Genomic DNA, 21,137 nt, shown 5'->3' on the forward strand with positions numbered 1-21,137 from the left:
CCGTGATCTGTATATGCTTTGCGACTATAACGTCCCCTATCAGATGAATTTGTTTGACGCGATCGCACAGGGATATCTGAGTCCGTTTCGCTACTATGGCATTTACGATCCGACGGATTACGAAAATGTCAAAATCCGAGGCATGCATTTTGACGCGGCGGCTCTGGAGCATACGTACGATCAGAATCTGGAACGCGCTTCTCTCATTTATCGCCATTATCAAAAGCATCCTTCCTCACGCGGACTTGGCTTTTGCATTACCCGAAAACATGCCCGTTTTATGGCGAAGTATTTCCAGTCCAAAGGCATTCCCTGCGCTTCCGTCGTATCTGATCCGGACCTTTCGGAAACATCTACGGATATGGATCGGGAAAGCGCGTTGAAAAAACTGGTAGACGGCGATCTGAAGATTTTGTTCAGCGTCGATCTGTTCAACGAAGGAACCGATATTCCAAACCTGGATCTTGTCATGTTCCTTCGCCCGACCGAGTCGGCGGTCGTATACCTGCAGCAGCTGGGCCGCGGCCTGCGCAAAGCTTCGGGGAAAGACTATCTGACGGTTCTGGACTTTATCGGAAATTACAAAACTGCGTCCTTTGGTCCATCGCTTATCGGCGTGAATCCGGGAACGACTGGGGAAAAGATAAAGGTTCAGCCAGTTCAGTTCCTCGAAACTGCGTCGTGGATTTTGATCTGGAGCTGATTGATCTTCTGAAAAATCTGGCGAAGCGCAAACAGTCCCGCCTCCAGATTGTACAAGGGCTGTTTTATGACGCGAAGGAAAGTCTTGGCCATATTCCGTCTCGAATGGAACTGCGTCAGGCGCTCAGCGATGAAGATCTGGAATACTGTATGAAGGATGCCAAAATCAGTCCGTTCCACAATTACCTGCCTTTTCTCGATTCCATGCACCTTTTAGACGAAAAGCAGCAGGCGTTTATGCGTTCGCCGGCTGGGAAATTTCTACATTTGATGGAAACTACCAAAATGTCCCGAGTATATAAGCTGGCCGTACTGGAAGTTCTTCGACAAAGTCTGCTCAAAAGCGGAACTATTGCGTCCAGCTATTCGCCAGAAGACGTGCTTCAGGCATGGAAAACCTTCTTTTCAAGGGGAACACGCTGGTCCGATCTGGATGTCGCTTCACGCAATGCGTTTGATCAGATTACGGATGCGGCGCATTTGAAAAAGATCCGCGAAATGCCAGTTAAGCATTTGCTGCTCTCTTTTGATGGGCTGATCAAAAGTCCGGGGAAGATATGATCACGCTGGACAGCTCTCTGAATGAATACCTGGATTCCCCTGGTTTCAAAAACAGATTCTGGATATTCTCGACAGTCGAAGCGACGAGTATTATGCATCCCGGTTTGAAGATACAGTTCGCAAATCCACAAAGAAAAAGAATTCAAAATAAAGAATAGAAAGCGTCGGCTGCTCGAGTTTGAGCTGGCCGGCGCTTTTGGCATGGAAGTTCATCCCTATTCCAGAGCCGGCATTCTATGCCGTAGCGGGTTGTGCTTTGCCGGGGATGAGAGCTTTGGCTTATTCCTTTGCGACGGATGGATTTTCACGTCTGTTTTCGCACTATTGGAGAAAATCCTTCAAATGACTAAAAGAAGCATGTATTTCAGTAAAAGTTTACTCGTATACTCTTTAGTGTAAGCGCTTAATTTGAGCAAAGGAAGGAGAAACAATGAAACTGAGAAAAAGCATTTCGGCGCTGTCCTGCGCCGTGCTTGCTCTTGGAATTCTTCCCCAGAGCCCTCTGCAGTCCCCCATGCAGATGCTGGCCGCGGAGGAAGATACTGAATCGCAGAATCTGGCTTTGAACAGGCCGATCACCGCTTCCGACAGTGAAAGCGGCAGTGAAGCCCAGAAAGCCGTCGACGGCGATTCCAATTCCTGGTGGACGACGGTTGGGCCTGCCTGGATTCAGGTTGACCTGGAATCGATCTGCAAGATCGATCGGATCAATCTCATGGCCTGGTTTAACCCGGATGAAGGTCATGCGAACCGCTACTACGAATATAAATTCTTGGCAGTACGACCGGTGAAGAAGGATCCTTTATAGTTCTTGCGGATCATACAGGAACGGCCAATCGAACCTGGAACACGCCGGAAGGAGAAAGCGATTCGTTTACGGATGTCAAAGCCCGTTACATTCGCATTGAATATACGGCTACTCATGCCGATACTCAGCCCAACAACCATAACGCCCATCTGAAGGAACTGCAGGTCTTTGGATCGATCTGTCTGGATGAACTGCACGATCTGGTTCCGTATTCTTCGATCAGTGCGAGCAGTTCGGAAGAATGGTATCCGGCCGAAAATGCCGGAGACGGCGATCTGGATACGTATTGGGGCGCCGAAGGCGCATCGGGTCTGTGCGTCGATTTAAACTGTGTCTTCGATCTGAGTTCCATTCAGGTTATTCCGTATTTCGCGGATGACCGCTCTTACACGTATGAGGTGTACACGAGTCTGGATGGCCGCGACTACACTCTGTATGGCGAAAAGAAAGACCAGACACCCCAGACCCGGGATGGCGAAATGTTTACCAAAGATGCGGAAGGCGTTCGCTATGTGATGATCTCCATGCTGACAAATACGAAGAACCCTTCCGTTCATATCAATGAAATTCACATTGTCGGAAAACAGAGTACGTCGGTAACGCCGCCGGTCGATGAAGACGAAAACAACCTGGCTTTAAACCGCCCGGTTTATGTGTCCAGTCAGCAGGACGGCATGAATAAGGAAAATCTGACTGACGGCGACAATTACACCGCCTGGGCTCCAAAATTCTGCCCGGCATACGCCCAGATTGATCTGGAACGCAACGTTAAGCTTTCGGCGATTCAGGTGATTCCGCCGGTAACGATGGGATCGGAAGAATACGCGCAGTATTCGGTTTACGCCTCTCTTGATGGCGAGACGTACGATCTGGTCGGTCAGAAAAACGATACCAAACCGAGTCCGACTGCCGGCGAACGCTTTGCGATCGATTCCTAAGAAGCGCGAGACATCCGCGTCCTTGTGGAATACTGCTCCACGCAGGATACACTGCCGATCAGCGAAGTCCGTGCCTATGGCGAAGAAACGGATAGCGAACTGCAGTCGCCGGATACCATTTCCATTCCGGATTTTAAGGATACCGATTATGCCGCACCCTTAACGCAGGAAGAAACGCTGCGTGAAGTTCGCAATATTGTTGGACGAACAGTCGGCGAAAGCTATAACGACTGGTTTGAGTTTGTACTCGATGATGCAAAGTCGAGTGGACTCGACTGGTATGAAATCGACATGCACAACGGAAAAGTGCGTATTCGAGGCAATAAAGGTCTGTCTCTGACGACAGGTCTGAACTATTACTTCAAGTATTTCTGCAGCGTGCAGATTGCCCGACAGACCCGTCAGGTGAAAATGCCGGCGGAAATTGTGGAAGTTCCCAGTACGATCCGCAAGGAAAGTCCCTATGAAGTCCGCTACGCGTACAACTACTGCACGCATTCCTACAACATGGCCTTCTGGGGCGAAGACGAGTGGCAGAACGAACTCGACTGGCTGACCCTCAACGGCTACAACACCGTTCTGGATATTACCGGTCAGGAAGAAGTCTGGAGACGCTTTTAGGCGGACTCGGCTACAGCGAACAGGAAGTTCGCGACTGGCTGGTCGGACCAGGCTATCTTGGCTGGATGTACATGGCCAACGTGGAAAACATCAGCGGCCCGATTCCGCACGACTGGTTTGAAAAAGCACAGAACTTGCCCGGCATAACCAGCGTTCCATGCGCGCTTTAGGCATGACGCCGGTTTTGCAGGGATATTCCGGCATGGTGCCTACGAACATCACGTCCAAGGATTCCTCGGTAGAAATCATTGATCAGGGATGGTGGAACGGCATCCAGCGTCCGGCTATGCTCAAAACCAATACCGCCACGTATGACGACTACGCAACCAGATTTTATCAGGCGCAAAAAGAAGGGTACGGCGACTGGGCCCACTATTATGCGACCGACCCCTTCCATGAAGGCGGCAACACCGGCGACATTGGCCGGGACACCGTCGGATGGGAAGTTCTCGACGCAATGAAGAAATACGATTCGAACTGTGTCTGGGTTATCCAGTCCTGGTCTTTTGAATCCGATCTGCTTTCCTGGATTTCCAGCGAAGAAAAACAGAACAATATCCTGCTGCTCGATCTGGATGGAACCCGCAATGCCAAATTTGACGATACGAACGAATTCACCGGAAGTAGCTGGACCTATTGCATGCTGGAAAACTATGGCGGCCGCGTCGGCCTTTGCGGCAACCTGAAAAAATCGCCCAGATTCCAGGCCGTGTCCGCAAGGGCACCAGCCACATGGTCGGCATGGGCATCGCTCCGGAAGGTACGGGCAACGATCCGGCGAAATACGATCTCTGGGGCGAAATGATGTGGGAAAGCGAAGACATCGATGTGGAAAAGTGGCTCGACAGCTACATCGAGCGCCGCTACGGTGCGGTAACGACGGACGCCAAAGCGGCATGGAAAATTCTTCTGAATACCGCCTACTCCGATCTTGAATACTTCAAGACACCGCCAGAATCCATCTTCTGCGCCATGCCGCACTTTGATGCGTCCAAGGCAGCGCCAAACGGTTCGTTTGACCGTCACTACAATATTGCGCAGTTTGAAAACGCCCTTACGTTGCTGATGAAGGACTATGACCGCTTCAAAACGAGCGAAGGCTATCAGTTCGATGTGAATACGCTGCTTCGCCAGTGCGTCGCCAACAGCGCCTACCCGGTTTATCAGGAATTCACATCGGCCTACCGAAACAGGAACGTATCCGAGTTTGATCAGGCGTCTGCTGAGTTCCTCGACCTTCTGGATTTGCAGGAACAGGTGCTCAACTCGAACAAAAACTCGATGCTTGGAAACTGGCTCGAGCCGTCCAGAAAAGCCGGCGAAAGCGAAGATGATTTCACGAAGCGTATTTATGAAATGAATGCGCGCGGTCTGATCACGACCTGGGCACCGTACTACACCTGGGGCGTTTACGATTACGCCAACCGCGAATACGGCGGTCTGCTCAAAGACTATTACGGTGCACGGTGGACCACGTGGATTGACCGTCTGAGCAAGGATATTCATGGCGACCAGACGTGCAGTGTAGAAAATATGAGCAGCAAGGAATCCTATCGCTTCGCCTGGAATTTCTGCCGCAGCGATACCGTCTACTCCAATGAACCGAGCGGCGATGTCAAAGCTCTCTACAATCGTTTCGTTACCAGCTGCTCGCTCAATAAGCCGGTCGATTCTCTCGTCAGCTACATGTACACGATCGATACCGGAACGCATAAGATTTCTAAAGTTCCCGTACAGACTACGAAAGCAGTCTTCCTTTCCAACGTGATCATGCCTGAGGGTTCCACAATTGCCATCACCCGCGGTTCGAAGACCCTTGACGACGAGGATCTTCTGGAAAAGGACGATCAGATTCTGCTCACCCTTTCCAATGGAACGAAGCTGACGTACACGATTGGCGAACTCGTTGTTCCTACAGATTTCTCCCGCCTCGATACGCTGATGAAACAGGCCCAGTCGCTGATTGCCTCCGATTACGACGCCGAAGCCTGGGCTGCGTTCAACACTGCTCTGACCGATGTCAACGTCGTTTACGTCAACCCCGAAGCGTCCCAGGAAGAAGTGGATGCAGCCTGCACCCGACTGGAAGACGCTCTGGATCAGCTGGAAGCCATCTTTGCCGACTACACCGCGCTCGACGCTCTGGTTCAGGAAGCGGACGCTCTCGATCCGGATGACTACGCGAATTTTGAAGACGTTCAGAACGCTCTGGATGCCATCGTAAGAAATCTCCCACGCTCCAGACAGAAGGATGTCGATGCGATGGCCAGAGCCCTGCAGCCCGCTCTCGATGGACTGCAGAGAAAAGACGATCCGTCCCTTGTCTTTGACTATTCACTCCTGGAGACTCTCTGCGATAAAGCCGAAGCACTTGATCTTACAGACTATGCTTCAGCCGGTCAGGAAGAATTCACGTCTATCCTGAACGCGGGCAAGGCTCTTATTCGTCACGCGTCTTCACAGAAGCAAATCGACGATGCGGCCAAAGCACTCCATTCAAGCCTTCTCGATCTGCGTCTTCTCCCCGACAAAGAAGCGCTGGCAAGTCTGAATCCGGACTGATTTTTCCAATCGAAAAACAATATCTTTTCGAATAAAGGCGCCCATCCTGAGCACATCAGGACGGGCGCCTTTCCTGCGTTTTGTCCCAAAAATCCTATGTGAAGCTGAACGAAAAAATCACAAATAAAACTTGCGTCCGGAGAGAGGGCATGCTATTCTAACGGAGCGCTTTTCGAAAGAGAACTTTTGAAAAGTCGAAAAAGGACTTTATCTATCGCATAAAATTCATAAAGTGAAAATATTAAAAATATTCACAAAAAGAGTTGACGCGATCAAAAGCCATGATAAACTAAATGAGCCTTGTGAGGGAACAATAAATATTCACAAGACAAATCCTGTCCATCGAGGACAGGGAAAAATGGATCTTTGAAAAACGAGCATCAGTAAGAAGACATAACAGAAGGTCTAACGAAAAGTTGAAGAGTAATAAAGATTTAACCGAAAGTTGGAAACAGTTAGTGGAACAGTTCTTACGAAATAGAAAAATCTCGAAACAAGCATAACTAGAACCAAAGTTAGAGAACTAGATCAAGCAAGGAAGGGCGTACGGAGGATGCCTTGCCACTCTTGAATGATGAAGGACGCGCCAGGCTGCGAAAAGCCGTGCCGAGCTGTCAGGGAAGCGACGACACACGGATATCCGAATGGGGGAACCCGGCTGGTTTTATAGCCAGCCATCCATGCAAATGGAGAGAAACCCGGTGAACTGAAACATCTAAGTAGCCGGAGGAAAAGAAAACAAAAGTGATTTTCCGAGTAGCGGCGAGCGAAAGGAAAGAGCCCAAACCATAGCGATATGGGGTTGTAGGACCGCTGGAAATGAAAGACGAGCGAACGGGAACGCGATGGAAAGCGCGGACAGAGAAGGTGAAATCCCTGTACCGGCAAGCGAGTCGAGTAAGGAGCGGAATCCTGAGTACAACGGGACACGTGAAATCCTGTTGGAAGCAGGCGGGACCATCCGCCAAGGCTAAATAAGTAAGAGTGAGCGATAGAGAAGAGTACCGTGAGGGAAAGGTGAAAAGAACCGCGCAAGCGGAGTGAAAGAGAACCTGAAACCGTATGCCTGCAAGAAGTCAGAGCCCGACCAAGGGTGATGGCGTGCCTTTGTAGAATGAACCGGCGAGTTGCTTTTGAATGCAAGGTTAAGCGGGAAAACGCGAAGCCGAAGCGAAAGCGAGTCTTAAGAGGGCGGCAAGTAGTCAGGAGCAGACCCGAAACCGGGTGATCTAGCCATGGGCAGGTTGAAGCAGAGGTGAAACTTTGTGGAGGACCGAACCGACCATCGTTGAAAAGCTGGCGGATGACCTGTGGCTGGCGGAGAAATTCCAATCGAACCCGGAGATAGCTGGTTCTCCCCGAAATAGCTTTAGGGCTAGCGTCAATGTTATGGCTGCGGAGGTAGAGCGCTGAATTCATGATGGCCCCATCCCGGGGTACTGAATGGAATCAAACTTACGAATGCCGCAGCGGGAAGTCGTTGGCAGTCAGAGTGCGGGTGATAAGGTCCGTGCTCAAGAGGGAAACAGCCCAGACCGCCGTTTAAGGCCCCAAAATGACAGCTCAGTGGAAAAGGATGTGGGGACGCACGGACAACTAGGAGGTTGGCTCAGAAGCAGCCATCCTTGAAAGAGTGCGTAACAGCTCACTAGTCGAGTGGCCCTGCGCCGAAAATGTACCGGGGCTAAGCTGTCTGCCGAAAGCGCGGATTAAGTACTGAAGTATTTAGTGGTAGGGGAGCGTTGCATGTTCGTGGAAGCATTACCGTAAGGGGATGTGGAGGACATGGAAGTGAGAATGCCGGTGTGAGTAGCGAGATGCAGGTGAGAATCCTGCACACCGAAAGCCCAAGGATTCCGGGGAAGGTTCGTCCGCCCCGGGTCAGTCGGGACCTAATGCGCAGCCGACAGGCGAAGCAGATGGAAAGCAGGCGAAGATTCCTGCACCTGAGATAAAGGCGATGGAGTGACAAAGACGGGAAGTGTGACCCTCTTAATGGATTGAGGGCGAAGCGCGGCAGTACCGGTCCAGGCAAATCCGGACCGAGAGGTACAGAGCGTTAGAGGTAAGCGAAATCCTTGGAAAGTAGCGAAGCACATGGAGCGGCTTTCAAGAAAAGCTTCTAGCGATACTTTATCTTGGCCCGTACCAAAACCGACACAGGTGGGCGGCAAGAGAATTGTAAGGTGAGCGAGAGAACTGTTGCCAAGGAACTCGGCAAAATGGCCCCGTACGTTCGCAAGAAGGGGCGCTCGAGAGAGCCGCAGTGAAAAGGCCCAAGCGACTGTTTAACTAAAACACAGCTCTATGCAAAGCCGTAAGGCGAAGTATATGGGGTGACACCTGCCCGGTGCTGGAAGGTTAAGGGGATCTGTGAGTCCGCAAGGAGGAAGCAGTGGTCCGAAGCCCCAGTGAACGGCGGCCGTAACTATAACGGTCCTAAGGTAGCGAAATTCCTTGTCAGGTAAGTTCTGACCCGCACGAAAGGTGAAACGATTTGGGCGCTGTCTCGGCAGCAGACTCGGTGAAATCTTAGTACCTGTGAAAATGCAGGTTACCCGCAACTAGACGGAAAGACCCCATGGAGCTTTACTGCAGCCTGGTATTGGGTTTTGGATGATCATGTACAGGATAGGCGGGAGGCGAAGAAAAGAGTACGCCAGTATTCTTGGAGCCGACGTTGGGATACCGCCCCTGATGATTTGAAGCCCTAACATAGAGATGACTCATAGACAGTGCCAGGCGGGCAGTTTGACTGGGGCGGTCGCCTCCCAAAGAGTAACGGAGGCGCCCAAAGGTGCGTTCAGTCTGGATGGAAACCAGATATAGAGTGTAAATGCATAAGCGCGCCTGACTGCGAGGCCAACAAGCCGAGCAGGGACGAAAGTCGGGATTAGTGATCCGGCGGTGCCGAATGGAAGGGCCGTCGCTCAACGGATAAAAGCTACCCTGGGGATAACAGGCTGATCCCGCCCAAGAGTTCACATCGACGGCGGGGTTTGGCACCTCGATGTCGGCTCATCGCATCCTGGAGCTGGATTCGGTTCCAAGGGTTGGGCTGTCCGCCCATTAAAGCGGTACGCGAGCTGGGTTCAGAACGTCGTGAGACAGTTCGGTCCCTATCTGTTGTGGGCGCAGGAGATCTGAGGGAAGCTGTCCTTAGTACGAGAGGACCGGGATGGACCTGCCAATGGTGCACCGGTTGTTACGCCAGTAGCATAGCCGGGCAGCCAAGCAGGGATCGGATAAGCGCTGAAAGCATCTAAGCGCGAAGCCGAGCCCAAGATAAGATCTGCGGTATATAAGACCCCTTGAAGACGACAAGGCGATAGGCTGGAGATGGAAGCGAAGCGATTCGTGGAGTTGGCCAGTACTAATCGGTCGAAAGCTTAATCTAAGATTCGAGAAAGCTATACGCAAGAAGCCACTACGAAACCAACGATCGCGTTAGATCGTTATGTTGGAAGACTGATGTTTGTTTTTGAAAGACCCATTTTCTGCAAGCTAAGAAATATCAAGCCCCCGAAAGATAAAGGAAAATTCAGTATCTTTCGGGGCTTTCTCTGCAGTTCAGAAGAAAAATTCAGAGGCGGTATTTGCTTTTTACATTCTGGCGTCTTTTTTATCTACCCGTATTTTATCTACCCGTATTTTATCTACCCGTATTTTATCTACCCGTATTCGCTGTCCGTTTATAACGGTGCGGGAGAGACTGTTTTTGAACTATGTCTGGGCGCCATCATTATTTGCGCGGCGCTGACAGGTTTTACAAAGTGGAAAAAGTGCAGAATGCTTCGCGCAGATGGGGTGCGTGCAGGCAATGGGATTCTGGCCCATCCGACCAATGAGGCGGTCGAACAGCTCACAAAACGGATCGAGAAAATGGACTTTTCGCGCTTCCGGTCGACTGGAATACGATTCGACTGATCTGGGCTTTTGTGTACGCCAGTCCGGAAGTGAGCGAAGAGCGAAAAAATGCCCTTCTGGAGCAGCTGCATCGAAGAGACTGAAGGCCGGTTCTGGAGGAGCGTAAGAGGAAAAAGACATTTTTCATCCTATTTTCAGAAATCTCTTTCGCATTTACAAAACGGTTTCAAAAAAGGTCTATTGTAAGGACCATAGATAGAGGTCGCAGATCTGACCGTTTCTGTTCGAGCCGGCGGGCGTCTGAGAACAGAAAAGAGCACATCTGCCGAACTGAAAGGCGGGCACGCCTTAAGGTGGGCTGTTTCGAGAAGATCGGACAGACTGTCTGCATACTTATGCAGGAGAGCTATCGGGCGGTCATAGGCATGTACCGGCGGAGAACTCTTCGCCGTTTTTTCATGGAGGAAAGACGGCACAGTGTAAGAATTCTGTTCGATGCATGACTGGAGTCGGCCCCGACACAAGGAGAACGTTATGTTAAAAACTGCCGGAAGGATCCATTGTTGCTCTCATCACACCGTTTTCGGAAAACGGAAGTGTAAATTTTGACAAGCTCAGAGAACTGATTGAATGGCATATCGCGCATAAAACCGATGGCATTCTCATTCTGGGCACCACAGGCGAATCCAGTACGATGACACACTGGGAAGACGATGATGTCGTTCGCGTCGCCATCGAACAGGCGGACGGCCGCATTCCGATTATTGTCGGCGCCGGAAGCAACGACTCCCATACGCAGCTGGAAAAATCGCTGAAATACGAACGCATGGGTGCGGATGCGCTTCTGCTCATTTCGCCCTACTACAATAAGGCCAACCGTCAGGGGCTGATCGACCACTTCAAGCTGAGTGCGGACAACGTCAACATTCCGATCATCCTCTATAACATTCCCGGCCGTACCGGCGTGAACATTCCGGTCGATGTCGTGGAAGAGCTCTCGCACCATCCGATGATTCAGGGCATTAAGGAAGCCAGCGGCAGCCTGTCCTACGCGATGAACATCGCGAAATTCGTCGGTGAAGATTTCAAGATGTATTCGGGAAACGACGACATCATCGTGCCAATGCTGTCGCTGGGCGCCTCGGGCGTCATCAGCGTTCTCGCGGATATTTTGCCGGAAGAAACGCACGATCTGGTCCGGGCGTTCCTGGATGGCGATGTGAAAAATCCCTGGATCTGCAGCTGCGCTATCTTGATCTGATCCACAAGCTCTTTATTGAAGTCAATCCGATTCCGGTAAAGGAAGCTATGAACCTGATGGGCATGGGTGTCGGCGGATACCGTCTGCCGCTTTGCCCGATGGACGAAAAGAACCGCGAAGCGCTCGCCGCAAGCATGAAAGAGGCGGGTCTGTTATGAAAATCGCCGTTATCGGACAGGGACGCATGGGCTCCCTGCTAAAAGAAGAAGCCAAGCGCCGCGGTCATGACGTCGTCATGGGCGATTGCCTGGATCCGGATCGCGTACTGGCGGCCAGGGAGGATCTCGATCTGATCATCGATTTTTCCCATCCGAACAATCTGGATTTCATTCTGGAACAGGCCGCAAATCCCAGTACCGCTCTGGTTCTGGGAACGACCGGCTATACAGACGAACAGCTTGAGCGCATTGAAGACGAAGCGAAAACACGTCCGGTCTTCTTTTCGTCCAACTATTCGCTGGGTGTAGCCGTCCTCAAGGATCTGGCTGCGCGTGCAGCCGCTATTCTGGACTCGTGGGATAAGGAAATCGTTGAACTCCATCACAGCCAGAAAGCCGACGCGCCCAGCGGAACGGCGCTGTCTTTACTGGAAGCCATCGATCCGCAAAACGAATACGAACATGTCTTTGGCCGGCATGGAAAACCGGGTCCGCGCAAGAAGGAAATCGGCATTCACGCGCTGCGTGGCGGAAGCGCCGCCGGCGATCATGAAATTCTGTTTCTGGGCGATCAGGAAACGATTCGAATTTCCCACAGCGCGCAAAATCGTCAGATCTTTGTCAATGGCGCACTCGATGCTGCCGAATTCATGGAAAACAAACCGACCGGTCTGTATTCGATGAAAGAGCTGATCGGAGACCGTTCGTGAACGCGCAGGAAATCATTGAACGCATCGCGACCTCGGAAAAGAAATCCCCGGTCCGCGTCTACTACAAAGCCGCCAGAGAAATCGATTTTCCCGGCTGCCGTACGTTTGGAAACATCGTTTTTGGCGAATGGAAAACGATCGCGCCGATTTTGGAGGCCCATGCCGAAGAGCTGGAAGACTGCGTCGTGGAATTTGACCGGCGCAATTCGGCGATCCCGCTGCTGGACTTCAAGGAAATCGACGCGCGCATTGAACCGGGCGCGCTGATCCGCGAAGGGGTAACGATCGAAAAAACGCTGTCATTATGATGGGTGCCATCCTGAACATTGGCGCAATCGTCGGTGAAGGAACGATGATCGACATGGGCGCCATTCTGGGCGGGCGTGCAACCGTCGGCGCGCACTGTCATATCGGTGCCGGCGCCGTTCTTGCCGGTGTAATTGAACCGGCAAGCGCCGTTCCGGTTGTCGTGGAAGACAACGTTTTGATCGGGGCCAACGCGGTCGTGATCGAAGGCGTACGCATCGGACACGATGCGGTTGTTGCCGCCGGGGCGATCGTCATTGAAGATGTCCCGCCCTATGCGGTCGTTGCCGGCTGCCCGGCTCGAATCATCAAGCAGAAAGATGAAAAGGCCGCCGCAAAAACGGCTCTGGTCGACGCCCTGCGCACTTTATAGCGATAGCGCTTTAGATTTAGAGGACGTTTGCGGAATAGAGAGCGTTTTGTCGCAGGCAAATCTTCCGTCATGTGACCTGGCTGCGTGAATTGGAAAAATCCCAGATCTTCAAATAAAAACCAGTAAGATTACGAAATAAGATTACGAAAACAAAAGAAAACGAAGCGGCTTCAAAAGAGCGAACGACTTGGATGTCTGTCCCCGGCTTTCGAGAGCGCTTCGTTTTTCTGTTCTTTGTTTATTCGCTTCCTGCTTTTTGGGATCAGTTGTCGGTGTCCGTGCCGGTTTCGCCCGCGTCTTTGGAAAGGAAGTCCTGAATGACGCCGAGGAAGGCTTTTCCATACCGTTCGAACTTGATCTGGCCGACCCCGTTGATGGCCATGAATTCGTCTTCGGAAAGCGGCATTTCCCGTGCCATCGCCATGAGCGTGGCATCCGAGAAAATGATATACGGCGGAAGACCGCGGGCTTTGGCTAGATCCAGTCGCTTCTGTCGGAGCCGGTCAAAGAGAGCGGTATCGAACGCGTCGGCAGAATCGCCAGGGGAAGAGAGGGAAGAGGCAATTGAACGCGAAGTATTCGAAAGTGCGGACCGGCTGGCGGAACGGTTTGTGCCCGTCCGCGAGCCTTCCGGCAGGGAGTGCCGTTTGGGACGGCGCATCGTAATCAGTGTGCCCTTTTTAAATCTTCGCGGAGTTTACGGCTGCCGTAAATGACCTGCCAGCGATCGGATGAGCGCTGCAGATAGCCTTTCATGATCAGACTTTCGAGAAGCGAGGCAATCTGCTCTTTCGACAGATTTTTCAGACTGCCGTAGCCTTCGACGTGATCGAGATACGCTTCCCGGATTTTTTCGTACTGGCGCCGGCAAGAAAATCGCGCACGGTATTGAGACCGTAGGCGCGGGGCATCGCGTCGATCGCCTTGGAAATTTTCGCCGCTTCCTGGGAAATGTCTTCGTCTTCCCATTCGCCTTTGCAGTTGGAACAGTTGTCGCAGGTGCCCGCAGACGTTTCGCCAAAATAGGAAAGAATGGTCGCGCGCAGGCAGGCGGTCGTCTTGCAGTAGTCGACCATCTGGTTCAGACGGTGCAGATCGCGCCGCTCCTGATCGGGATTGTCTTCGTTGGAGCATTCAATCAGAAACTTGCTGACCATGATGTCGGCCGGCGCGAACAGTAAAATGCATTCCGCCGGAGCGCCGTCGCGTCCGGCACGGCCCGCTTCCTGATAGTAGTTTTCAAGCGACTGGGGCAGGGAATAGTGAATGACAAAGCGCACGTTCGACTTGTTGATGCCCATGCCAAACGCGGAGGTCGCCGCAATGAGCGGAACCCTGTCAAACTGGAAATCGTCCTGGTTGCGGGAGCGTTCCGTATCATCGAGTCCGGCATGATAGCGGGTGCATGGGAAGCCGGCTTCGCAGAGCGCCTGCGCGACTTCTTCGGTTTCCTTGCGTGTCTGGCAGTAGATGATGCCGCTCTGGCCGGGATGCTCCTCAAGATAATACTGGATGGCTTTCATCTTGTCGCGGGGCTGCTGCACTTCAAAATACAGGTTTGGCCGGTCAAAACCGGTGACGAGAAGTTTTGGATCCTTCAGATTTAACATGTGAAGGATATCGTCCTTGACCGGTCCGGTGGCTGTGGCGGTAAACGCCGCGAGAATCGGGCGTTTCGGCAGCTTCTGCGCGAATTCGGCAATGTCGAGATAGCTGGGACGGAAGTTCTGGCCCCACTGCGACACGCAGTGCGCTTCATCGACCGCGATCATGGAAATGTTCATCGACTGCGCAAAGTTTAAAAAGGCGGGCGTTAACAGACGTTCCGGTGCCACATAAATGATTTTGTAGCGGCCCTGCGAAGCGAAATAGAGGGCTTTGCGATACTGGCCGGAATTGAGCGAGCTGTTCAGAAACGCGGCGGGAATGCCGGCCTGGTTCAGCGCGGCAACCTGGTCTTTCATCAGCGAGATCAGCGGCGAAATGACCAGCGTGATTCCCGGAAGAAAAACCGCCGGGATCTGGTAGCACACCGACTTGCCTGCGCCGGTCGGCATAATGCCCAGCACATCGCGGCCGTCTAAGAGCGCGCAGATCAGATCGATCTGTCCCGGACGGAATTCGTCATAGCCATAATATTTTTCAGCGCCTTATGAATCGGCGGATAGGTACGGTTGTTCATGGTCTTCCGATATTGTGACAACGAAAGATGAACCTTTCAAGTCCGGCCCCGGAAGCCTGCCGTCGACAGACGGCTTCGGCTTTACACGAGGCGAAAAAAGGGCAGATTCAAGCGGATGGACGCAGGAAAGGGCACACAGACTTTCCAGAAAATCAGCACTCTTTTCTTGTGCTACAATCAAGCTGAAAACGGGAGGCGAAAACATGAAACAGGGTTTTGATAATAATGAATATTTGAAAATTCAGTCCGATCAGATTCGAAAGCGGATTGATTCTTTTGGAGGCAAGCTGTACCTCGAATTCGGAGGAAAGCTTTTGATGATTTTCACGCGAGCCGCGTTCTGCCGGGATTCCAGCCGGATTCCAAGCTGCAGATGCTGCTGGAATTAAAGGATGAAGCCGAAGTGGTCATCGCCATTTCCGCCAAGGATATTGAAGCGGCGAAAATCCGTGAGGACCTGCAGATTTCCTACGATCAGGACGTTCTTCGTCTGATTGAAGAGTTCCAGAAAGCCGGCCTTTTGTCAGCTCGGTCGTAATTACCCAGTATTCCGGACAGAAGAGTGCCCAGAAACTGAAACGCCAGCTGCACAAGAAAAACATCAAGGTGTACTACCACTATGTAATTGAAGGCTATCCAACGGATACCCGCCACATTATTTCCAAGGACGGTTTTGGCAAGAACGACTACATCGAAACCGAGCGTCAGCTCGTTGTCGTTACGGCGCCAGGTCCCGGTTCGGGAAAAATGGCAACATGTCTTTCCCAGCTTTACCATGAAAACCAGCGCGGCATCAAAGCGGGCTACGCCAAGTTTGAAACGTTCCCGGTATGGTCGCTGCCGCTGAATCATCCGGTCAATGAAGCGTATGAAGCGGCGACTGCCGATCTCGATGACAAGAACATGATCGACCCGTTCCATTTCGAGGCGTACGGCAAAGTCGCCATCAACTACAACCGCGACATTGAAATTTTCCCGGTTCTCAAAAAGATGTTTGAAGAAATTTACGGCTCGTCTCCTTACAATTCCCCGACGGATATGGGCGTCAACATGGTCGGTTTCTGCATTTACGATGACCAGGCCGTGCGCGAAGCCGCTATTCAGGAAATTGTCCGCCGCTATTTTGCAAGCCGCACCCGCTTCCTGCTCGACGAATGCGGTCAGGATGAACTGCAGCGTCAGGAAATGCTTCTGCAGAAATGCCAGATCACGCCGGAAGACCGCAAATGCGTCAAAGCCGCCCGTGACCGTGCTGCCGTTCGTAAAGTGCCCTGCGGCGCTCTGGAGCTGGATGACGGCACAATGATCGGCTCAGCCAATAACGATTTCATGGGTCCGTCCGCCGGTCTGGTGATGAACGCCATTAAGAAACTGGCCGGTATTGAAGATTCCCACCTGCTCATTGAACCGGAAGCCTTCCGCCCAATCCAGAATCTCAAAACCGAATACATGGGTTCCATCAACCCGCGCCTTCACACGTTTGAAACGCTGATCGCCCTGTCGCTCTCGGCTCAGAACAATCCGGAAGCCGCCATGGCGCTCGAACAGCTGCCCAAGCTGCGCGGAACCCAGGCGCACATCTGCGGCGATCTGGCCGATACGGATCTGAACACCTACAATTCGCTGGGCATTCAGGTTACCTACGAACCGCAGAAGCGCTAGAACCATCCCGATATTTCTGAATCGATTTCGATCGGTTCTCCGATTTTACACACTCAAGCCGATCCGTCCCTGCGCCGGACCGGCTTTGTCTTTGGCCTCTGGTTGAATCGGGTAAAAGGCTTAGTTAAAATGAAAACAGAATCTGGACGTTTTCAGCGAATTTGAGCACCTGTATGATCGGCTGATGCGTTTCGTCCACGAGAAAAAGAAAGAGAGAAAGAAAATGGCTAAGAAAGTATCTCTGACCGCAGCCAATGCGGTTCGCAATATTCTGAAAAATAAGGAAGATTTCAAGGCGGAGCTTCGCTCTGAAGAAAAAGACGGCGAAAGAACCGTCTACGTCTTCGACGTCTTTTATGGAGACGCGATCGGTACGTTTACCATCGCCAGAGAAAATGATGAAATTCCGGTAGCGGTTCTGAACTTCTCCATGGGCAAGATTTTCTCCAAAGTCAACGACACCAATATTGAAAAGCTGGCCGCCTATGTCCTCGACACCGCGCTTTAATCTCACGCTGCGCGCCGTCGTCTCCACACGCGATGAAGAGCTGGCGCAGAGTGTCATCGCTTGTCTCAGGGAAGACGTTCCGCAGCTTAGCTGCTCGCCGTTTCGTGAAGAAACGTCGCTTGAAAACTGTCTGGAGTTCATGGGCAGTGCCGAAGTCACATCAGAACAGAAAGAGCGCATTCTTGCGCGCTGGGATAACGACTGGGACAGCGAAGAAGAGCGAAACGGTACCGAAAATTACTGGGCGTACGCCTTCAATACGAAAATGTTCGATCCGCTTCTTTACTATCTCGAACTGGAGCTTCGCCCGCTTCACAAATAAAGCAATATCTCTTTAACCAAAAACTGGATGGCCTCTGCATACGCTGCAGAACCATCCAGTTTTTGATTTTTAGATAGGCCTGAGAAACCGTCTTTGTTAAAGGACGGATCGATCGGCTTCGTGCTGTTCGCACTCGAGTGAGTGAAACGTATCTTCCAGCGCGTCGATCAGCTTTTCCGGAGAGAAGCTCCAGGGCGATCTGGCGGCTCTGGCGCTTTCGTTATGAATCCAGGCCCCAAGAACGGCTGCCTGGTCGGGCTTGAGTCCGGCGGAAAGCAGACCGCTGATGATGCCGCAGAGCGCATCGCCGCTTCCGCCCTTGGCCAGTGCGGAGTCGGGACGATGAATCACAAAGTGCGAATTCTGGGAGCAGACGAGCGTGAAATCCGATTTGAGCACGAGCGTCACTTGCGGATGCTTCGCGCAGAAGTCCTGCGCGAGCGTCAGCGGATCGCTTTCTACCTGTTCAAGCGGGGCGTGAACGAGACGCGCAAATTCCATCAGATGGGGCGTGAGAATAATCGGTTCGTCATGCGCGTCCAGCCATTGAATGTGGTTATCCAGAGAAAGGATATTGATCGCGTCCGCGTCGAGAACACACGGCCTGTCGGCTTTGAGAACTTCCTGGACGACTTCCTGCGCACCCAGACCGGTGCCCATGCCATTGCCGGCGCCGATCACATCGCAGCGATCGATTGCCGTTGAAAGCAGCTTGGCGGAGCCGGGCGCAAACCAGCCTTCCGCATCCTGATCGGCCCGTAAAATCATGGCCAGATCCATTTTGGCGGCAATGGCTTTCGCGGCGTCTTTGGGGGTAAACAGGGTGAGCGTACCGCATCCGCTTGAAAACGCGGCTTTGGCGCTCATGCAAATCGCCCCCTGCATGCGCGCACTGCCGCCGCAGAGCAGCAGCTTGCCAAACGTACCCTTGTGGGAAAAATTGGAACGACGGGGAGATATTCAAGCGCGTCCTTGCGGGTGAACAGCTTTGGCTCGGCGGCTTTTTCGTGCAGAAAGGCGGGAATGCCGATGTCGGCGATTTCGATCGATCCGGCATGGGCCGGTCCGTTGTTTAAAAGCAGACCCCACTTGAGGCAGTCCAGCGCAACGGTTAAATCCGCCCGAATGGCACTGCCGAGAACTTTGCCTGTCGTGCCGTCGATGCCCGAGGGGACATCGATGGAAACGATCGGCGTTTTCGCTTTGTTCAGCAGATTCACGTAGTCGCAAAACGGTGCCTGCAGCGTCCGGTTGAGTCCGTTTCCAAACAGGGCATCGACCAGAAGATCCGCATGCTCTGCTTCCTCTTTTAACGTGTTGAGAAGCGGGACGATCTGAGAGGGAAGACGATCGAGTCCATAAGCCGCAAAGGCACCCTCTGAATTTTCGCCTGAATTCCTGTCCAGAGTCTTCAGATTCTCCAGAGTTTCCTTGTCTGAATTGTCTGCGTCGTCTGGTTTTTCTGCGTCCGTCTTTGCTCCGGCGTCAAAGCGCCAGAGCTGGCCTTTTCTTTCGAGCGCCTTGTTTACAAAGAGACACGTCAGACTGCAGGCGTTGCTTATGGCCAGCTCGGCGAGTGCCTGCAGCTGGATTTTTCCATCGCCCGAGAGTGTATCGAGGTTAACGAAGACGCGAACCGCGCGATTTTGAAGCAGCAGAATCCGGGCGCAGGCCAGACCGTCGGCGCCGTTGTTTCCCGGACCGCATACAATCAGAATGCGTTTTGCGTCCTTGGAAAAATCGTGCTTCTGTATGGATCGACAGACGCTCTGGGCGGCGTTTTCCATCAAAATGAGGGATGGAATTTTCAGGCCGTCGATCGCCTGATGATCGGCCTCGCGGGCCTGCCTGGCCGTGGCGACATACTGGGTAATCAAAGGGCTCATCCTCCTTTAGCTTCCATAAATTCTACCGGTATCTCTATGTTATAATGGCAAGCTGAAAGGAGACACATCCTATGTCCAAAGAGAATAAACATTCAACCGCTTCCGTGGCGAAAAATCGATCATCGCTGGCGGCCTGATCGGCACCGGCGGCTTTTTATTGCGAAAGCGATTGGCCTGCTCTATTCCGTTCCTTTTTCGACTATCCTCGGCAGCGACGCCTTAATGTCGTACTACGGTTCGGCTTACCGAATCTACAGCTACCTGCTCAACGTCTTTACCGCAGGAGCACCGATGGCGATTGCCACTATGGTCGCCAAATATATTACGCGCAAGAACAGCCGCACCGTTCTGGCGGTTCAGCGCATGTCCGTTCTGTTCATGGCTCTGCTTGGCTTTTTAGGCATGGTCATCATGTTTGCGCTCTCAAGCGTGCTCGGTCCGCTGATGGCCGACGGTACGCAGGACGGCGCCCAGGTGATGACTCAGGTTCTGGCCATATTGTCCATCGCCATATTTTTTGTTCCGCTGCTCAGCGCCTATCGCGGCTTTGTGCAGGGATGCAAGGAGATGGAGGAATACGCCTTTTCCCAGGCGTTTGAACAGATCTTCCGCGTCGGCTTCCTGCTTGGTGTCGGCTGTCTGCTCGTTTACGTCTTCCATTTTTCTACCGTATATGCGCTGTACGCGGCTGTTTTATCGACGTCCGTAGCGGCCGTTGCGGGTCTGATTCAGATCATGCACTTTTCCAAAGGGCTTCAGGGCCAGCTTCGCCGTTCGGCGAAAACCGAAAATACGAGAGCCGTACCCCTTCGCCCGCTCTTTAAGGAATTCATTCTGATCTGCATTCCGTATCTGCTCTTTGCGGTCATCGGTTACGCCAACGACATTTACGACGCAGTTCTGCTTCCGACGGGCCTGCGCATGTCGAGCTATACGGCTGCCCAGATTCAGACGATGACGTCGGCGGCCAACTACGTCGGCATCAAGCTGACTGCGATTCCGATGATTCTTTCTCCAGGCTTCGTGGCGGCGATCATTCCGCACATCACGTCCGCTCTGGAAATGAAGGACTACAGGACGGTGCGCAAGGATATCCTCGACTGCATCAATATCGTTCTGTATATCGCGCTCTTTCTCAGCTTCTGCATTTTCGCCTACGCCGGCCCGCTCTTCTACTCGCTCTATTTCACAAGCGACTTGCCTTTAGCGACGCAAAGCGTGCGCTGGATTGCGATCGAAGGCTTTTTCGGCACGATCACGCCGGTCATTTCCTCGATGATGATGGCCTGCCGCATGCGCAGGAAACTGCTGAAGCAGATGCTTATTTCCGCAGTGATCAAAGGCATTATCATGGTACCGATGGTCATGCTGATGGGAATCGCGGGCGCGGTGATTTCGTCCGTGATCTGCTTTTCCTACATTATTTTCTATTCGCTCAATCAGATGACAAAGGCGTACGGCGTTCGCTTCCGCTCCACCCTGAAGCTGCTCGTGCAGACGTCCATCTGTCTGCTTGCGACGAGTCTGGTGATCTGGCTTCTCAGCCTGATGGGCTGCGGTGCAACGACCGGCTCGAAACTGATGTGCTTTCTGACGATGTGTGTCAGCGGCATTGTCGCCTGCATCGTCTTCTTCGGTATGTCTCTGTATTTCCGCATTCCCCAGCATCTCTTTCATATCCGGTTTAAACGGCCGGCAAGGAGGGTGTAA

Annotated in this window: 14 protein-coding genes, 1 rRNA gene and 5 pseudogenes; 15 read left to right on the top strand and 5 right to left on the bottom strand. The window is 52.5% G+C overall.

Going from position 1 to position 21,137, the window contains the following annotated elements:
• Nucleotides 1-13: 13 nt before the first annotated feature.
• The 3 genes from KWG61_RS04500 to KWG61_RS04510 all read left to right on the top strand — a co-directional run bounded on the left by KWG61_RS04500 (nucleotide 14) and on the right by KWG61_RS04510 (nucleotide 2,071).
• Nucleotides 14-703 carry a DEAD/DEAH box helicase gene (locus KWG61_RS04500; protein WP_242745068.1) on the top strand — a complete coding sequence of 230 codons (690 nt, stop codon included), beginning with the start codon at nucleotides 14-16 and terminating at the stop codon, nucleotides 701-703.
• Nucleotides 682-1,263 (top strand): hypothetical protein, encoded by a 582-nt coding sequence (locus KWG61_RS04505; protein WP_242745069.1) that lies wholly within the window; start codon nucleotides 682-684, stop codon nucleotides 1,261-1,263. Before KWG61_RS04500 ends, KWG61_RS04505 begins: the two co-directional genes overlap by 22 nt.
• Before the next feature lie 430 nt (nucleotides 1,264-1,693).
• Nucleotides 1,694-2,071, top strand: coding sequence for a discoidin domain-containing protein (locus KWG61_RS04510; protein WP_242745070.1), 378 nt, complete (start codon nucleotides 1,694-1,696; stop codon nucleotides 2,069-2,071).
• A gap of 124 nt (nucleotides 2,072-2,195) precedes the next feature.
• On the opposite strand, the gene KWG61_RS04515 is transcribed toward KWG61_RS04510, so the two are convergent.
• Nucleotides 2,196-2,423, bottom strand: coding sequence for a hypothetical protein (locus tag KWG61_RS04515; protein ID WP_242745071.1), 228 nt, complete (start codon nucleotides 2,421-2,423; stop codon nucleotides 2,196-2,198).
• Here KWG61_RS04515 and KWG61_RS04520 point away from each other — a divergent pair.
• The 8 genes and pseudogenes from KWG61_RS04520 (at nucleotide 2,347) to dapD (ending at nucleotide 12,867) form a co-directional block, all read left to right on the top strand.
• A complete protein-coding gene (locus KWG61_RS04520; RefSeq protein ID WP_230268411.1) occupies nucleotides 2,347-3,009 on the top strand; it encodes a discoidin domain-containing protein in 663 nt (220 codons plus the stop codon). The two genes, KWG61_RS04515 and KWG61_RS04520, sit on opposite strands and share 77 nt — an antisense overlap.
• A 24-nt stretch (nucleotides 3,010-3,033) precedes the next feature.
• Nucleotides 3,034-4,264 (top strand): annotated as a pseudogene (locus KWG61_RS04525) (alpha-N-acetylglucosaminidase TIM-barrel domain-containing protein); the annotation flags it as partial.
• Nucleotides 4,265-4,302: 38 nt separating this feature from the next.
• A complete protein-coding gene (locus KWG61_RS04530) occupies nucleotides 4,303-6,192 on the top strand; it encodes an alpha-N-acetylglucosaminidase C-terminal domain-containing protein (protein ID WP_242745072.1) in 1,890 nt (629 codons plus the stop codon).
• A gap of 526 nt (nucleotides 6,193-6,718) precedes the next feature.
• Nucleotides 6,719-9,589: ribosomal RNA gene (locus KWG61_RS04535) — 23S ribosomal RNA — on the top strand.
• A gap of 74 nt (nucleotides 9,590-9,663) precedes the next feature.
• The gene (locus tag KWG61_RS04540; RefSeq protein WP_242745073.1) at nucleotides 9,664-10,119 is read left to right on the top strand and encodes a hypothetical protein; all 456 of its coding nucleotides are present in this window, start codon (nucleotides 9,664-9,666) and stop codon (nucleotides 10,117-10,119) included.
• A 511-nt stretch (nucleotides 10,120-10,630) separates the two neighbouring features.
• Nucleotides 10,631-11,478, top strand: a pseudogene (gene dapA / locus KWG61_RS04545) (4-hydroxy-tetrahydrodipicolinate synthase).
• Nucleotides 11,475-12,188 carry a 4-hydroxy-tetrahydrodipicolinate reductase gene (gene dapB / locus KWG61_RS04550; RefSeq protein WP_230267280.1) on the top strand — a complete coding sequence of 238 codons (714 nt, stop codon included), beginning with the start codon at nucleotides 11,475-11,477 and terminating at the stop codon, nucleotides 12,186-12,188. The pseudogene dapA and the gene dapB overlap by 4 nt, the downstream one beginning before the upstream one ends.
• Nucleotides 12,185-12,867 (top strand): annotated as a pseudogene (dapD, locus tag KWG61_RS04555) (2,3,4,5-tetrahydropyridine-2,6-dicarboxylate N-acetyltransferase). The gene dapB and the pseudogene dapD overlap by 4 nt, the downstream one beginning before the upstream one ends.
• A 262-nt stretch (nucleotides 12,868-13,129) precedes the next feature.
• Here the strand turns inward: dapD and KWG61_RS04560 are convergent.
• Nucleotides 13,130-13,528, bottom strand: coding sequence for an HRDC domain-containing protein (locus tag KWG61_RS04560; protein WP_242745074.1), 399 nt, complete (start codon nucleotides 13,526-13,528; stop codon nucleotides 13,130-13,132).
• 142 nt (nucleotides 13,529-13,670) lie between these two features.
• Nucleotides 13,671-14,996 (bottom strand): annotated as a pseudogene (locus tag KWG61_RS04565) (ATP-dependent DNA helicase RecQ); the annotation flags it as partial.
• A gap of 256 nt (nucleotides 14,997-15,252) precedes the next feature.
• Between KWG61_RS04565 and KWG61_RS04570 the strand changes: the two are divergent.
• The 3 genes and pseudogenes from KWG61_RS04570 (at nucleotide 15,253) to KWG61_RS04580 (ending at nucleotide 17,541) form a co-directional block, all read left to right on the top strand.
• A pseudogene (locus tag KWG61_RS04570) lies at nucleotides 15,253-16,711 on the top strand (DUF1846 domain-containing protein).
• Between the two features lie 223 nt (nucleotides 16,712-16,934).
• The gene (locus tag KWG61_RS04575; RefSeq protein ID WP_230267276.1) at nucleotides 16,935-17,219 is read left to right on the top strand and encodes a hypothetical protein; all 285 of its coding nucleotides are present in this window, start codon (nucleotides 16,935-16,937) and stop codon (nucleotides 17,217-17,219) included.
• Nucleotides 17,197-17,541: a hypothetical protein gene (locus KWG61_RS04580; RefSeq protein WP_230267275.1), complete on the top strand. Its 345-nt coding sequence runs from the start codon at nucleotides 17,197-17,199 to the stop codon at nucleotides 17,539-17,541. Before KWG61_RS04575 ends, KWG61_RS04580 begins: the two co-directional genes overlap by 23 nt.
• 96 nt (nucleotides 17,542-17,637) lie before the next feature.
• Here KWG61_RS04580 and KWG61_RS04585 read toward each other — a convergent pair whose 3' ends face one another.
• A complete protein-coding gene (locus tag KWG61_RS04585) occupies nucleotides 17,638-18,501 on the bottom strand; it encodes an NAD(P)H-hydrate dehydratase (RefSeq protein ID WP_367614329.1) in 864 nt (287 codons plus the stop codon).
• The gene (locus KWG61_RS04590; protein WP_242745075.1) at nucleotides 18,405-19,418 is read right to left on the bottom strand and encodes an NAD(P)H-hydrate epimerase; all 1,014 of its coding nucleotides are present in this window, start codon (nucleotides 19,416-19,418) and stop codon (nucleotides 18,405-18,407) included. Before KWG61_RS04590 ends, KWG61_RS04585 begins: the two co-directional genes overlap by 97 nt.
• 210 nt (nucleotides 19,419-19,628) lie before the next feature.
• On the opposite strand from KWG61_RS04590, the gene KWG61_RS04595 reads away from it, so the two are divergent.
• Nucleotides 19,629-21,137 carry a polysaccharide biosynthesis C-terminal domain-containing protein gene (locus KWG61_RS04595; RefSeq protein ID WP_242745553.1) on the top strand — a complete coding sequence of 503 codons (1,509 nt, stop codon included), beginning with the start codon at nucleotides 19,629-19,631 and terminating at the stop codon, nucleotides 21,135-21,137.

The organism is Allobaculum sp. Allo2 (genome assembly GCF_022701175.1).
Classification (GTDB): domain Bacteria; phylum Bacillota_I; class Bacilli_A; order Erysipelotrichales; family Erysipelotrichaceae; genus Allobaculum; species Allobaculum fili.

Excerpts from the sequence above, each read along its gene's own strand:
- KWG61_RS04580 (WP_230267275.1), top strand. The coding sequence starts at position 17,197 with ATGTCCTCGACACCGCGCTTTAATCTCACGCTGCGCGCCGTCGTCTCC.
- KWG61_RS04515 (WP_242745071.1), bottom strand. The coding sequence starts at position 2,423 with ATGGAACTCAGATCGAAGACACAGTTTAAATCGACGCACAGACCCGAT.
- KWG61_RS04575 (WP_230267276.1), top strand. The coding sequence starts at position 16,935 with ATGGCTAAGAAAGTATCTCTGACCGCAGCCAATGCGGTTCGCAATATT.
- KWG61_RS04540 (WP_242745073.1), top strand. The coding sequence starts at position 9,664 with ATGTTTGTTTTTGAAAGACCCATTTTCTGCAAGCTAAGAAATATCAAG.
- KWG61_RS04560 (WP_242745074.1), bottom strand. The coding sequence starts at position 13,528 with ATGCGCCGTCCCAAACGGCACTCCCTGCCGGAAGGCTCGCGGACGGGC.
- KWG61_RS04500 (WP_242745068.1), top strand. The coding sequence starts at position 14 with ATGCTTTGCGACTATAACGTCCCCTATCAGATGAATTTGTTTGACGCG.
- KWG61_RS04510 (WP_242745070.1), top strand. The coding sequence starts at position 1,694 with ATGAAACTGAGAAAAAGCATTTCGGCGCTGTCCTGCGCCGTGCTTGCT.
- dapB (WP_230267280.1), top strand. The coding sequence starts at position 11,475 with ATGAAAATCGCCGTTATCGGACAGGGACGCATGGGCTCCCTGCTAAAA.